This is a genomic window from Bradyrhizobium vignae (genome assembly GCF_004114425.1).
Lineage (GTDB): Bacteria > Pseudomonadota > Alphaproteobacteria > Rhizobiales > Xanthobacteraceae > Bradyrhizobium > Bradyrhizobium vignae.
Window position 1 is genome coordinate 19383 of record NZ_RDQF01000070.1, and the last position, 14688, is coordinate 34070.

The 14688-nt window shown below is 63.9% G+C and carries 12 protein-coding genes; 10 read left to right on the forward strand and 2 right to left on the reverse strand.

Annotated features, from left to right (window positions below; genetic code table 11):
- Positions 1-96 precede the first annotated feature (96 nt).
- Positions 97-1359 carry an MFS transporter gene (locus EAV90_RS34700; protein ID WP_129145987.1) on the forward strand — a complete coding sequence of 421 codons (1263 nt, stop codon included), beginning with the start codon at positions 97-99 and terminating at the stop codon, positions 1357-1359.
- Positions 1360-1371: 12 nt separating this feature from the next.
- Here the strand turns inward: EAV90_RS34700 and EAV90_RS34705 are convergent, their stop codons facing one another.
- Positions 1372-2046, reverse strand: a complete 675-nt coding sequence (locus EAV90_RS34705) for a Crp/Fnr family transcriptional regulator (RefSeq protein ID WP_122402330.1) — start codon at positions 2044-2046, stop codon at positions 1372-1374.
- Positions 2047-2361: 315 nt separating this feature from the next.
- Between EAV90_RS34705 and EAV90_RS34710 the strand changes: the two genes are divergently transcribed.
- From EAV90_RS34710 to EAV90_RS34735, 6 genes are all read left to right on the forward strand, one after another.
- Positions 2362-3204 carry an ABC transporter ATP-binding protein gene (locus EAV90_RS34710; protein WP_407119707.1) on the forward strand — a complete coding sequence of 281 codons (843 nt, stop codon included), beginning with the start codon at positions 2362-2364 and terminating at the stop codon, positions 3202-3204.
- Positions 3201-5132, forward strand: coding sequence for a long-chain fatty acid--CoA ligase (locus EAV90_RS34715; protein WP_122402329.1), 1932 nt, complete (start codon positions 3201-3203; stop codon positions 5130-5132). Before EAV90_RS34710 ends, EAV90_RS34715 begins: the two co-directional genes overlap by 4 nt.
- Before the next feature lie 223 nt (positions 5133-5355).
- Positions 5356-6249 carry a branched-chain amino acid ABC transporter permease gene (locus EAV90_RS34720; RefSeq protein WP_129145989.1) on the forward strand — a complete coding sequence of 298 codons (894 nt, stop codon included), beginning with the start codon at positions 5356-5358 and terminating at the stop codon, positions 6247-6249.
- A gap of 3 nt (positions 6250-6252) precedes the next feature.
- Positions 6253-7326 carry a branched-chain amino acid ABC transporter permease gene (locus EAV90_RS34725; RefSeq protein ID WP_122402327.1) on the forward strand — a complete coding sequence of 358 codons (1074 nt, stop codon included), beginning with the start codon at positions 6253-6255 and terminating at the stop codon, positions 7324-7326.
- A gap of 43 nt (positions 7327-7369) precedes the next feature.
- Positions 7370-8653 carry an ABC transporter substrate-binding protein gene (locus EAV90_RS34730; protein WP_129145990.1) on the forward strand — a complete coding sequence of 428 codons (1284 nt, stop codon included), beginning with the start codon at positions 7370-7372 and terminating at the stop codon, positions 8651-8653.
- A gap of 133 nt (positions 8654-8786) precedes the next feature.
- Positions 8787-9626: an ABC transporter ATP-binding protein gene (locus EAV90_RS34735; RefSeq protein ID WP_122402325.1), complete on the forward strand. Its 840-nt coding sequence runs from the start codon at positions 8787-8789 to the stop codon at positions 9624-9626.
- Between the two features lie 11 nt (positions 9627-9637).
- Here the strand turns inward: EAV90_RS34735 and EAV90_RS34740 are convergent, their stop codons facing one another.
- Complete coding sequence (locus EAV90_RS34740) at positions 9638-10789, reverse strand: AGE family epimerase/isomerase (protein WP_129145991.1); 1152 nt, start codon at positions 10787-10789, stop codon at positions 9638-9640.
- An 86-nt stretch (positions 10790-10875) separates the two neighbouring features.
- On the opposite strand from EAV90_RS34740, the gene EAV90_RS34745 reads away from it, so the two are divergent.
- The 3 genes from EAV90_RS34745 to EAV90_RS34755 all read left to right on the forward strand — a co-directional run bounded on the left by EAV90_RS34745 (position 10876) and on the right by EAV90_RS34755 (position 14577).
- On the forward strand, positions 10876-12099 hold the full coding sequence (locus tag EAV90_RS34745; RefSeq protein ID WP_129145992.1) for a phenylacetate--CoA ligase family protein: 1224 nt from the start codon (positions 10876-10878) through the stop codon (positions 12097-12099).
- Positions 12100-12513: 414 nt separating this feature from the next.
- Positions 12514-13374 (forward strand): tyrosine-type recombinase/integrase, encoded by an 861-nt coding sequence (locus EAV90_RS34750; RefSeq protein WP_162500198.1) that lies wholly within the window; start codon positions 12514-12516, stop codon positions 13372-13374.
- A gap of 9 nt (positions 13375-13383) precedes the next feature.
- Positions 13384-14577 (forward strand): IS91 family transposase, encoded by a 1194-nt coding sequence (locus tag EAV90_RS34755; RefSeq protein ID WP_129145993.1) that lies wholly within the window; start codon positions 13384-13386, stop codon positions 14575-14577.
- Positions 14578-14688 lie beyond the last annotated feature (111 nt).

Below are 14688 nucleotides of genomic sequence, written 5' to 3' on the forward strand. Positions count from 1 at the left end.
AGCGGCAATTGACAGGGCGATCGCCGGGGCTACCCTCCCAAACAGAAGAACAAATGAATAAGGGCAGGGAATCGCCGTGAAACCCGTCGTCGCATCTTGAGCACATCCGCAGGACCTTCCGCGCTCGCGCCATTTCGCATCCGCAACTATCGCTTCCAGTGGCCGTCCGACCTGCTCACCTCCTGGGCCTTCGAGGTCGAGACGCTGGTGCTCGGCTGGTACATCATCGTAGAGACCGGCTCGGTGCTGCTGCTCACCGTGCTCGCTTCACTCCAGTTCGTCGGAACACTGGTCGCGCCCGTGTTCGGCATGATCGGCGATCGCATGGGTCATCGCGATCTCCTGGTCGTGATGCGTCTCGCCTATACGGCACTCTCTTCGACCATCATGGTCCTGGCGCTGAGCGGTCATTTGTCCCCGCTCAGCGTCATGGTGATCGTCGCGATCATGGGCCTGATTCGTCCCTCCGATCTCGGCGTCCGGGGCGCGCTGCTCGCCGAGATCATGCCGCCCGAGCAACTGGTGGGCGCCATCAGCGTTGCGCGCACAACCCAGGACAGCGCCCGCATCGCCGGAGCACTGACGGGCGCCGGGCTGTTCGCGCTTCTTGGCATTGGCCTCGTGTATGTGGCGATCGCCGGTCTCTACCTCGCGGCTGCGCTTCTGATGCTCTGCCTGACACGGCCGAAAAGGCCTGTCACCACGAGCGATCTCCCGGCGGACAGTGACGCCGTTTCGAGATTGCTGGGCGATTTGAAGGAAGGCATCGTCTATGCCTGGAATGGCCCGGGAATGCGCGCGGCGCTGTGCGTCGCGTTCCTGGCCAATCTTACCGCATTTCCCTTCACGGGCGGATTGTTGCCCTACATCGCGCGGGAGATCTTTCATACCGACCAGACCGGCCTTGGTTATCTCTCGGCGAGTTTCGCCGTTGGCTCTCTGATCGGCTCCATCACGCTAAGCCTGGTCAGTGGCGTGCGCATTGCCCGGCTTCTGATCGGCGCGACGCTGGCCTGGTACGCCATGCTGCTGGTGTTCGTCGAGATCAGGGCCTTACCGGTGGCCATGGCCTGCCTCGTTCTCGCCGGCATCGCCCAGAGCATGTCGATGATCTCGGCTGCCGTGATCCTGATGCGCACCGCGAGCGCACATCTGCGCGGCCGCGTCATGGGGGTGCGCATGATGGTGATCTACGGCTTGCCGATCGGGCTGCTCGCAGCCGGCAGCCTGATCGACATCATCGGCTATTCCGCGACGGGGTCGCTCTATGCGGTCGCAGGGTTCGTCGCGATGATGGCGATCGCGTTGCGCTGGCGCGCCGACCTCTGGCCAGTACATGCCCCCGCCAATGCGCGGTGACGAATATCCGCACTAATCCCCGTACCCGCGCAGCCGCTCGATATCGAGGATGGTGACGCCGCCATATTCCAGCCGCAGCAGCCCCTCCTTCTCCAGTCGGTTCAGCGCGCGGTTCGCATTCTGGCGGGACATGCCGGAGAGTGCGCCGATCTCCTCCTGGGTGATCTCCAGGTGCGCGGTCGATTCCGGATAGAGGATCGGATTGAACAGCGAAGCGATGCTGCGGGCGAGGCGCGCGGTGGCATCGAGCGTCCGGTTGACCTCGAGCATACCGATGAACTGGCCGAGCCGCTCGTTGAGCTGGCGCACCAGGAAGCGGTTGAAGCCGACGCTGTTCTCGAACAGCCACATGAAGGCGCTGCGTTCCATTAGTGCGACGCGGCTGTCGCGCAGCGCGACAACGTCATAACGGCGCGGCTCGTTCTTGAGCACGCTGCCCTCGCCGAACCAGGCCCCCGCCGTCAGCCCGGCAAGGCTGGTCTCCTTGCCGTCGCGCGAGACCCCGCCCATACGGGCAAGGCCGCTCACCATGCCGGCCCAATAGGCAAAAATATCGCCGCGCATGAACACGCTCTCGCCGGTGCCGTAGGACCGCTCCGTGATTCCGGCACGCGCGACCTCGATCTCCGCTTGTGTGAGCTCCCGCGACCAGGCGGCGACGCGCTTCAGATGATCTTCTGAAATCATGATCTCGCGGCCAGCCGCACCGTTTCGTCACTCCGCCTTCTGTTGCAGTGCAACATGATGGTTTCGATCGCCATTCGACCAAAGATGAAAGCCGCTGCCGCCCGAAAAACTTTGTCGCAGAATTGTCAGCCGGGAGACATTTCAAAATAGCGCTTTCCCCTATTGAGGACCACCTCGGGCGATGCGGCTTTTGATCCCAATCGGGGATCGAGAGCGGTGCGGCTCCGGTCGAGACCATCTGTTGCATGGCCTCACCGCGACCGCCGTACTAGGATCGCCCGACAGAACGGACGAAGAGCGCCGCTAAAATGCGCCATGACCGGGAGGGATTCGTTGGTGGCTACCAGTCTCGAAGTGCGCGGCGTGTCCTTGCGATTCGGCGGCGTCAGAGCGCTGACCGATGTCGGCTTCGCCATCAGGGAAGGCGAGCTGTTCTCGATCATCGGTCCCAACGGCGCCGGCAAGACCTCGATCGTGAACTGTATTTCCGGCCGCTACAAGCCGACCGAAGGCCAGCTGTTCTATCAGGGCCGCGACATCACCGGTTTGACGCCGAATGCACGCGCTTCGCTCGGCATCGGCCGCACCTTCCAGAACCTGGCGCTGTTCCACCATATGAGCGTGCTCGACAACATCATGGTCGGCCGCCATCACCTCTTGAAGAACAACTTTCTCACGGGCTCGCTGTACTGGCTCACCGGCGCGCGCAGGGAGGAGCTCGAGCACCGTCGCAAGGTCGAGGAGATCATCGACTTCCTCGATCTGCAGTCGGTGCGGAAGGCGACTGCGGGCACCCTCTCCTACGGCCTGCGCAAGCGCGTCGAGCTCGCCCGCGCCATGGCGCTGGAGCCGCGCCTCATTCTTCTCGACGAGCCCATGGCCGGCATGAACTTCGAGGAGAAGGAGGACATGGCCCGCTACATCGTCGACCTCAACGAGGAGTTCGGGATGACGGTGGTGATGATCGAGCACGACATGGGCGTGGTGATGGACATCTCCCATCGCGTCATGGTGCTTGATTTCGGCAAGAAGATCGCCGAGGGCGATCCGGCGACCGTGCTCGCCGATCCGCACGTCAAGCGCGCCTATCTCGGCGAAGAGGACGAGGTGCTGATCGATCCCGACGATGCTCCTCAGGCGCAGGAGAGCGCGGCATGATGGATTATGCGGGTCGCGTCGCGCAGGCCGACACCTACCCGAAGATGCTCCGGCTCAATGCCAGGGAGCACGGCAACGACATCGCACTGCGCGAGAAGGATCTCGGGCTGTGGCGCATCTTCACCTGGAACGACTACCAGGCACGGGTGCGCGATTTCGCGCTTGGCCTGGTCGAGCTCGGCCTTGGTCGCGGTGACGTCATCGGCATCATCGGCGACAACCGGCCGGACTGGGTCGCGGCGGAAGTCGCAACGCATGCGATCGGCGGCCTCAGCCTCGGGCTCTATCGCGACGTGCTGGATGAAGAGGCCTCCTATCTGCTGAATTATGGTGAAGCACAGCTGGTCTTCGCCGAGGACGAGGAGCAGGTCGACAAGCTGCTCACCCTCGCCGAGCGCGTGCCGAAGCTGAAGCACATCATCTATTCCGATCCGCGCGGGATGCGGAAATACGACGATCCCAGGCTGATGTCGGCCGAGAAATTTGCTGAGCTCGGCCGGGCCCGTGCAGCGCGCGAACCGGAGCTTTACGACAGGCTGGTCGATGCTACCAAGGGAGAGGACGTCGCGATCCTCTGCACGACATCGGGCACCACCTCGCATCCCAAACTTGCGATGCTCGCAGCCGGCCGCGTGCTCGGCCATTGCGCGACCTATCTCGCCTTCGATCCGAAGGGACCGGACGACGAATACGTCTCGGTGCTGCCGCTGCCCTGGATCATGGAGCAGGTCTACGTGCTCGGCAAAGGCCTCTTGTGCCGGATGAAGATCAACTTCGTCGAAGAGCCGGACACGATGATGAACGATCTGCGCGAGATCGCGCCGACCTTCGTGCTGTTCGCACCCCGCGTCTGGGAATCCATTGCCGCCGACGTCCGCGCCAAGGTGATGGATGCAACGCCCTTCAAGCAGCGGCTGTTCGATGTCGGCATGAAGAGCGGGCTCGCCGCACTCGAACAGGGCAAGCGCTCCGGCTTTGCCGACGCGATCCTGTTCCGCGCGCTGCGCGATCGCCTCGGCTTTACCCGCCTGCGGTCGGCCGCGACCGGCGGTGCGGCGCTCGGCCCCGATACGTTCAAGTTCTTCCAGGCCATGGGCGTGCCGCTGCGCACGCTCTACGGCCAGACCGAGCTCTTGGGCGCCTACACGCTGCACCCCGAGGGCAAGGTCGACCCTGACACCACTGGCGTGCCGATGGCCGACAGCGTCGAAATCCGCATCGACAATGCCGACGTCCACGGCGTCGGTGAGATCGTGGTGCGCCATCCCAACATGTTCCTCGGCTATTACAAGAATCCCGAGGCCAGCGTCGCCGACATCAAGGACGGCTGGATGTGCTCGGGCGATGCCGGCTATTTCAACGGCGACGGGCAGCTCGTTGTGATCGACCGCATCAAGGACCTCGCCGAGACCTCGCGCGGCGAGCGCTTCTCCCCGCAGTTCATCGAGAACAAGCTGAAGTTCTCGCCGTATATCGCGGAAGCCGTGGTGCTGGGCGCCGGCCGCGACGCGCTCGCGGCGATGATCTGCATCCGCTATTCCATCATCTCGAAATGGGCGGAGAAGAACCGCCTCTCCTTCACCACCTACAGCGACCTCGCCTCGCGGCCCGAAGTCTATGCGCTGCTGCAGAAGGAGGTCGAGACCGTCAACGCCACGCTGCCGCCGGCCCAGCGCATCTCGCGCTTCCTTCTGCTCTACAAGGAGCTCGATGCCGACGATGGCGAGCTTACCCGCACGAGAAAGGTCCGCCGCGGCGTCATCAACGAGAAGTACGAAGGCATCATCGACGCGATCTACCGCGGCGTTTCCGACATCCCCGTCGATACCGTGATCCGCTTCCAGGACGGCACCACGCAGCGCGTGCGAACGACGCTGCGCGTCGTGGATCTGGGCGGACAGAGGCACATGGCGGAGGCTGCGGAGTGAACTTCGTTTCAATCACGAGCGTGATTCGGATTGCTGCGCCCTCTCCCCTTGTGGGAGAGGGCGTCTCCGCCGGGAGCCGCGGCCTCACTCGGGTGAGGGGTGCTCTCTCCACGCCTCCCCGGCCGAGACACCCCCTCACCTGTCTTCGCTTCGCGAAGCCACCCTCTCCCGCGAGGGGAGAGGGTACACCGTCATCGCTTTTGCATTTTGCGCGGGCCGCGACATGAACACCGCCTTTCTCATCCAGCTTCTGGTCAACGGCCTCGTGGTCGGTACGCTCTATGGCGTGGTCGCGATGTCGTTCGTGCTGATCTACAAAGCGACCCAGGTCGTCAATTTCGCGCAAGGCGAGCTGCTACTGGTCGGCGCCTGGGTGTGCTGGGCATTGCTCGCCAAATACCAGGTGCCATTCTGGATCGGCATGCCGATCACGCTGGTGTTCATGTTCGTGTTCGGCATCGCGGTCCAGGTCCTGATCCTGCGGCCGATGATCGGCGAGCCCATCATCTCCGTGATCATGGTGACGATCGGCTTGTCCACCGTGCTCCAGGCGGCGCTGAAGTGGATGTTCGGAGTCAACCCGCAACCGTTCCCGCGCGTATTCGAGAGCCAGTCGGTCAACCTGTTCGGTCTCCAGATCCAGACCGTCTATGTCATGAGTCTTGTGGTGTCCGTCGCCATGATGATCGGCATGGCCTGGTTCTTCCGCGCCTCGAAATACGGCCTCGCCATGCGCGCCACCGCGTTCAACCAACAGGTCGCGCAGTCGCTCGGCATCTCCGTGAAGAGCGTGTTCGCGATGGCTTGGGCGATCTCGGCGACGGTGTCGGCCGTCGCCGGGGTCGTCGTTGCGGTCGTGAACGGCGTGTCCTCGGGCCTTGCCGCGTACGGCATCAAGGTATTTCCGGCGGCGATCCTCGGCGGGCTCGATTCCGTCGGCGGCGCCGTACTCGGCGGCATCATCATCGGACTGCTCGAGAATGTCGCCCAATATATCGACAGCCAGTACCTGCACTGGGGCAATCTCTACGAGATCGCGCCGTTTTACGTCCTTATCATAGTGCTGATGATCAAGCCTTACGGCCTGTTCGGCACCCACGACATCGAGCGGATCTGACCCATGGCCGGCCCTGCCCTCATCCCTGCTGGTGATTTCCGCACCTCCTATGCGGCGGACACCACGATCTTCCCGACCACGACCAGCCGCAACTTCGCCATCGCCGGCGTTCTGCTGCTCTGCCTCGCGCCGCAATTCTTCAGCGGCTACTGGCTGAGCATTTTGATCCAGATCGGCATCTTCTCGATCGCGGCGCTCGGTCTCAACATCCTGGTCGGCTTCACCGGCCAGATTTCGATCGGGCACGCCGCTTTCTTTCTGCTCGGCGCCTTCACCTCGGCCTACATCTCCAACAACGCCCCGATCCCGGTATTCTTCGCGATTCCCCTTGCCGGCGTCATCACCGCGCTGGTCGGGCTGATCTTCGGTATCCCCGCGGCGCGGCTGAAAGGTCTTTACCTGGTCATCGCGACCCTTGCAGCACAATACATCCTCCTCGACTTCTTCTCCCGCGCCGAATGGTTTTCCGGCGGATCGGTGCCGGCGAGCGCCGAACCGTTTTCGATCTTCGGCTACACGCTGCGGGGTGACAGACAGTATTTCTACGTCGTGCTGGCCTATGTGCTCGCGAGCTACATCCTCGTCACCAACCTGATGCGCACGCGCGACGGCCGCGCGCTGGTGGCCATACGCGACCATTATCTCTCAGCCGAGATCATGGGCATCAATCTCACCAAGTACCGCACGCTGTCGTTTGGCCTCGCCGCCTTCTTCGCCGGCATCGCCGGCGCGCTCTACGCGCACTATCAGCTCGTGGTCTCCCAGGAGGGTTTCGGCATCGAGCGCTCGATCCTGTTCCTGGCCATGATCATCATCGGCGGCACCGGTTCGATCATGGGCACGCTGATGGGCACCGCCTTCGTGGTGCTGCTGCCGGAGTCGATGGAATTCCTCAGCCTGTATTTGAAGGGTGGCGCGATCGACAAAGCGCTGTCGCTGAACAACAACATCACATTCCTGCGCGAGATCGCGATCGGGGTGATCATCATCGCGTTCCTGATGTTCGAGCCCGACGGCCTCGCGCATCGCTGGCGGCAGATCAAGGCGTACTGGAAACTCTACCCGTTCTCGCATTGAGCGCGGGCAACGCAGTTAAACAATAAACAGGAGGAACCGACCCATGACGATGAAGACCTTTTTGAGCACCGCATCGCTCGCGCTGGCGATCGCCGCATTCTCGGCAAGCGCACAGGCGCAGATCGCGATCGGGCATCTCGCGGATTATTCCGGCGGCACCTCTGACGTCGGCACGCCGTATGGCCAGGCCGTCGCCGACACCTTCGCCTGGGTCAACAAGAACGGCGGCATCGGCGGCAAGCAGGTCAGCCTCGACACCAACGATTACGGCTACCAGGTGCCCCGCGCGATCGCGCTCTACAAGAAGTGGTCGGCACCGGACAGCAAGGTTGCGGCGATCATGGGCTGGGGTACCGCCGACACCGAGGCGCTGACCGGCTTCCTCGCCCAGGACAAGATCCCCGACATGTCCGGCTCCTATGCCGCCGCCCTCACCGATCCCGAAGGTGTCAGCGGCAAGGCCAAGCCTGCCCCCTACAATTTTTTCTACGGCCCCAGCTATTCGGACGCGCTGCGCGCGATGCTGATGTGGGCAGCCGAGGACTGGAAAGCCAAAGGCAAGCCCGGCAAGCCCAAATTCGTGCACATGGGAGCCAACCATCCCTATCCGAACGCACCGAAGGCCGCCGGTGAAGCCATGGCGCAGGAGCTCGGGTTCGAGGTGCTGCCGCCGCTGGTGTTTGCGCTCGCGCCCGGTGACTACAGTGCGCAGTGCCTGAGCCTGAAGTCCTCGGGCGCCAACTACGCCTATCTCGGCAACACCGCCGCCTCCAACATCTCGGTGATGAAGGCCTGCAAGACCGCCGGCGTCGATATCCAGTTCCTCGGCAATGTCTGGGGTATGGACGAGAACGCCGCCAAGACCGCCGGCGATGCCGCCAATGGTGTGATCTTCCCGCTGCGCACGGCGGTGAGCTGGGGCGGCGATGCGCCCGGCATGAAGACGGTGATGGAGATCTCGAAGATGTCCGACCCCACCGGCAAAGTCTATCGTCCCGTGCACTACGTCGCGGCCGTCTGCTCGGCGCTGTACATGAAGGAGGCGATCGACTGGGCCGCCAAGAATGGTGGCGCCAACGGCGAGAACGTCGCCAAAGGCTTCTACCAGAAGAAGGATTGGGTGCCGGCCGGAATGGAAGGCGTCTGCAATCCCTCGACCTGGACCGACAAGGACCACCGCGGCACGCTGAAGGTCGATCTCTATCGCACCAAGGTCTCCGGCGCGACCGACGGCGACCTCAACGACCTCATGGCCAAGGGGACGATCAAGCTCGAGAAGGTCAAGACCGTCGAGCTGCCGCGCAAGCCGGAATTGCTGGGGTGGTGAGGCCCTAGTGCGTCCGTCGTTCCGGGACGATGCGAAGCATCGGACCCGGAACCTCGAGATTCCGGGTTCGGTCCTGCGGACCGCCCCGGAATGACGGGCTAGAGCCGTGACGACACCGAGAGAGTATTCAAGCATGACTGAAACGGCTCCCATCGAGCGTCCCTCCCCCAGCATCGTGCCCGCACCGCCCCTCCTCGCCGTGCGCAACATCGAGGTCGTCTATGACGACGTCATCCTGGTGCTGCGCGGCCTCAGCCTCGACGTGCCCAAGGGCGCGATCGTGGCGCTGCTGGGGGCCAACGGCGCCGGCAAGTCGACGACGCTGAAGGCAATCTCGGGGCTGCTCAAGACCGAAGACGGCGAGGTGACGCGCGGCGAGATCCTGTTCGAAGGCGAGCGGATCAACGGCATCGACCCCGACAAGATCGTCCGCCGCGGCATCTTCCAGGTGATGGAGGGCCGGCGCATCGTCGCCGACATGACGTCGCTGGAGAACCTCAAGCTCGGCGCCTTCACCCGCAGGGACCGCGAGATCGATGCCGATCTCGAGATGGTCTTCAATTACTTCCCGCGCCTGAAGGAGCGCACTGGCCTTGCCGGCTATCTCTCCGGCGGTGAGCAGCAGATGCTCGCGATCGGCCGCGCCCTGATGGCGCGCCCGAAGATGATTTTGATGGACGAGCCTTCGATGGGCCTGTCGCCGCTACTGGTCAAGGAAGTGTTCTCGATCATCCAGAAGATCAACCGCGATCTCGGCGTCACCATCCTCTTGGTCGAGCAGAACGCACGCGCTGCGCTCTCGGTGGCAAGCCACGGCTACATCATGGAACAAGGCAAGGTCGTGCTCGATGGCAGCGCCGACGAATTGCGCGACAACGAGGATGTCAAGGAATTCTACCTCGGCGGCGCCGGCGACCAGCGAAAGAGCTTCAAGAATCTCAAGAGCTTCAAGCGGCGCAAGCGGTGGCTGTGATCCGCAAGAGCCTAGCCCAGCACCTGGTCCGCTTCCGTGACTGCGCAGAGAACATGATAGAACGAAGAGGCAGGAATGGTGTCGATCAGCGATTTGCCGTCGCGATCGAACTGGTCGTACCAGCCGCCCTTCACGGGATGGCTGAGATAATGCCGTTCGAGCCGCACCAGCGCCGCGCGCGCCTCATCCGCCGCCCCCGCCTCGCCGGACTCGGCTTGCGCGATCCACGCCTTCGCGATCTCGGTCTGCGGCCACAGCCGGCGCGTGCTGCGGCGGATGTTGCCGCTCGCATCGCCCTCGTCGATCAGGCAGCCCGTCGCCCCGTCGCAATAGCGCAGCGCGGTCACCAGCAGCTCCGCACGCCGCTGCCCGGTCGGACAACCCGTCATGCGCTCAAATCCCTTCAGCAGCCAGACCCATTCCGCCTGGTGGCCCGGCTCGACGCTGACCGGCTCGATCTTCGACCAGTCCTCCTCGAAATACTCCGACAACACGTGCTTCTGCTTGTCGTAGAGATTGGCCAGGAACAGTGCGAAGAATTCTCCGGCACGGTTCTGGAACGACAGATCGTGGGTCGCCTCGAAGCACGCGATCATCGCCTCGAACAGATGCATGTGCGGGTTCTGCCGGCGCGGCAGCGAGACCGGAAGGCCTTCGTGAACGCCACCATGCGGCGAGCGCAGATGGCCGTCGAGGAAGGCGAGCAGCGCATCGATCTCGGCGCGGACCTGTGCATCCTGGTCGAGCGCATAGACGCTGGCGAGCGCAAACAGGATGAATGCGTGGTCATAGGCATCGCGCCGGGCATCCAGCACCGATCCTTCCGGCGTCAGCCGGTGCACATAGCCGGGCCGGCCATCGGGCGATTTCGCTCTGCCCAGCAGATGCTCCAGCCCCTTCAGCGCGATGGTGCGTCCGTCAGGATACCAGCCCATCTGTGCCGCCTTGGCGTAGCACCAGATCTGGCGGGCCTGCACAAACACGCGCCGGGGCGCGGCCGCATCCGCTGCGCCATCGCGGTGCAGCCGGTCGATGAAGCCGCCCGCGGCGTGATCCCAGCCGATCGTCGACCACAGCGGCAGCGCCTCGTCGATCATGCGGCGCTTCAGGCGCGCGACGACGTTCGACGCCTCGTCCGCCGCAATGATTCCTTCGTCCGCCATCGGGTCCCCTTCAAGCCTCGCCAATGGCGGTCTGATAGCCATGCCGGTGGCGGCGCGCAACGGATGCCAACACGGAAAAAATAGCCATGACCGCCCATTACGACGCGCGCGAGACGCGTGAGCAAGCCGCGCGCGAGGCCGACCTGTTCGCCCGCCTCCCGGAAGTGCTGCGAGCCGCCATGGCCGCCCCGGCCTATGCCGAGCGGCTCAAAGGATTCGATCCCGCCGCCGTGACCTCCAGGGCGGCTCTGGCAGGCCTGCCGCTGTTGCGCAAGTCGGAACTGCCCGCCATGCACAAGGCGTCTGCGCCCTTCGGAGGCTTCGTCGCGGGAGCTCCCGGCTCGTTCGCGCGCCTCTTCACCTCCCCCGGCCCGATCTTCGAGCCGGAAGGGCGGCAGGCCGATCCCTGGCGCGGCGCGAGGGCGCTGTTCGCGGCCGGGTTCCGTCCCGATGACATCGTCCTCAATACCTTCAGCTACCATCTCACCCCCGGGGGGTTCATCTTCGATGCGTCGGCGCGCGCGCTCGGCTGCGCGGTGATCCCGGCTGGCCCCGGCAATACGGAACAACAATTCGAGCTGATCGAGGCCTACCGGCCGGTCGGCTATAGCGGCACGCCGGACTTCCTGAAGATCCTGCTCGACGCCGCCGCAAGCTCGGGTCGCGACGTCTCCTCGATCAAGCGCGCGCTCGTTTCGGGCGCGGCCTTCCCGCCTTCGCTCCAGGCACAGATCAAGGCGCGCGGAATCGACGCCTATCAGGCCTTCGGCACCGCCGATCTCGGCATTGTCGCGTTCGAGACCGAGGCGCGCGAAGGCATGGTCGTGAATGAGGACCTGATCCTGGAGATCGTCAAGCCCGGTACTGGAGATCCGGTAGCGCCGGGCGACGTCGGCGAGATCGTCGTCACCTCGCTCGACCCGCACCATCCCTGGATCCGGCTCGCGCTCGGCGATCTCACCGCGGCCTTGCCCGGCACGAGCCCCTGCGGGCGCACCAATATGCGCATCAAGGGCTGGATGGGCCGCGCCGACCAGACCACCAAGGTCAAGGGCATGTTCGTCCGTCCCGAGCAGATCGCCGAGATCGGCAAGCGTCATTCCGCGCTCGGCAGACTACGCCTCGTCGTCACACGAGAGGGCGAGACCGACGCAATGACGCTGAAAGCGGAAACGGCGGCGGCGAGCGAGGCGCTACGCGAAGAGATCGCAGGCACCTTGCGCGCCGTGACGAAACTCGGCGGCACCGTCGAGCTGGTCAGCCCCGGCGTGCTGCCCAACGATGGCAAGGTGATCGCGGACGAGCGCTAAGAGGCCCTACCCCCAAACCTCAGTTTCTTGTGAACAGGGATTTTTGCCAGCGCGGGGAGCGGCCGATCGCATAAAAGCAAGCGTTGATTTCTGGCACGCTTCTGGTGCGCGCACCACGCGGGGTGGAAGCGCGCCGCAGCGGGTTCATGGCGCGGTGCCCCACCTCAAAGGCCTGATTTGTCGACTTGATTGGGTTCGTTCTGCGCAGGCATGTAGCTTCAAGGATGCTCCCTTACCTTGTTCAGCCCCGCGACGTGCGGATTCCGACGAAGTCGCCCGGGTGTACCGATACGAATTCGCTCGGAGATTGAACGAACCCGCTACGCGGGAGTGGGGGCAAGCCTGCTGAACTGAGGTGTCCTGTCTGAGAGGATGTTGGTCTTCGCACCACCCCTCTCAAGACAGGAGACCCAGATGGCTACGATGAGCCCTCTTCGGCAGCGCATGATCGAGGACATGACGGTCCGCAATCTGTCGCCGTCGACTCAACAATCCTATATCTATGCGATCGCAAAGTTTAGCCGCCATTTTGGCTACGCCCCGGACCGGTTGAGTTTCGAGCAGGTCCGCGCCTACCAACTGCATCTCATCGGTCAAAAGCGTTCGTGGTCCCACATCAATCAGGTGGCCTGCGCGCTGCGGTTCTTCTACGGCGTCACACTCGGGCAGACGGAGGCATTCGAGCGGATCATCGGTGGCCAGAAGCCCGACAAGCTCCCGCTCGTGCTTAGTGCCGAAGAGATCGAGCGCTTCCTGGACGCGGTTACAGGGGTGCGCAATCGCGTCGTGCTGGCGACGGCTTATGCGGCTGGCTTACGGGTTAGTGAAGTCGTCCGCCTGAAGGTGAGCTCGATCGACAGCAAGCGAATGTTGATCCACATCGAGAACGGCAAGGGCGGCAGGGATCGTTACGCGATGCTTTCTCCGCGACTGCTGGAGATTCTACGTACGTACTGGATGCGAGCCCGGCCGGGACTGTGGCTATTTCCAGGCCAAGACCCAAGTGAACATGTCAGCGTCCGCTGCGTCCAGGCGGCCTGCCGCGCCGCCCGCCGCCGCGCTCGGCTTGCCAAGCCGATTACTGTCCATACGCTCCGGCACTCGTTTGCGACCCATCTCCTGGAAAGCGGGATCGACATTCGCATCATTCAAGTTCTGCTCGGACATGCCGACCTGGGATCGACCGCGCGCTACGCTCAGGTTGCGACCAATCTGCTCGCCCGCACGACCAGCCCATTCGATGGACTCTCCGTTAGGGTGATCCCACCCAACTGAGCTGCGCATATGCGCCCCGTGCTCGAGGTGGCGGACATCCTCCGCCGCCACGGCGGCGCGTTCCGTGCCGCGCAGGGGCCTCGGCTGTCCTCCGATCAGCGCCGTGTGATGGCGGCCATCGAGGCGTGTCGCACAGCGACGCTCGGCGGCCACGTCGAGCGGTGCGACGACTGCGGCCTGGTCCGCGTCGCCTATAACAGCTGTCGCGATCGGCACTGTCCAAAGTGCCAAGCGCTCGCGCGCGCCCAATGGCTCGCCGAGCGCCAGGCCGACCTGCTGCCGGTCCCCTATTTCCATGTCGTCTTCACCGTGCCGGCGCCGGTGGCCGCCATCGCGCTGCAGAACAAGACGGTGGTCTACGACATCCTGCTCAAGGCAGCAGCCGAGACGATCCGTCTCATCAGCGCCGACCCGAAGCATCTCGGTGCCGAGACCGGGATGATCGCCATTCTCCATACCTGGGGCCAGACCCTAACGCATCATCCGCATGCCCATTGCCTCGTGCCAGGCGGCGGGATCGCCCCTGATGGAAGCTGGGTTCATTGTCGCCCCGGCTTCTTCCTTCCCGTTCGCGTCCTGTCACGATTGTATCGTCGGCTGTTCCTGGAGCGCCTGCAGGCGGCGTTCAATGGCACCAAGCTCCAGTTCTTCGGCCATCTCGCGCACCTCGTCGAGCCAGCGGCATTCGCCCGCCATCTAAACGCCCTCCGCAAAGTCGAGTGGGTCGTCTACGCCAAGCGTCCCTTCGGCGGACCAGAACAGGTTCTGGCCTATCTCGGGCGCTACACCCATCGCGTTGCGATCGCCAACGGCCGGCTCCTTACCTGTGACGAGGGCCACGTCCGCTTCCGGTGGAAGGATTATCGCGCTGGCAACAAATCCAAAGTGATGACGCTCGACACTGAGGAGTTCCTTCGTCGCTTTCTGCTCCACATATTGCCGAAGGGGTTTCGCCGCATCCGTCATTTTGGTTTCCTGGCGAACGCCTGCCGCGCCGCCAAACTCGCGCGCATCCGAGCGGCGCTTGAGGCGCCGCAGCCACCTCCGCCTGCCGAAGCTGTCAACTATCGTGAGCGCTGCGCCATCCTCCTTGGTCACCGCCTCGACTTATGCCCCATCTGCGGAGGCCGCATGGTCGAGATTGGGCCTGTGCCGCGTGCGCCAGCGCAGCGACGCGCAGCACCTCGCGCATTGCCTCAGTAAAAATGTTACCGGACAACTTCCCTGTCGTGTCTGGGGCGGAGCTGCCGAATCAGTTCGGTGGCGGGTATGGCAGGGAAGATCAGCATGCGCGCAAAGCGCGAGATCACATCA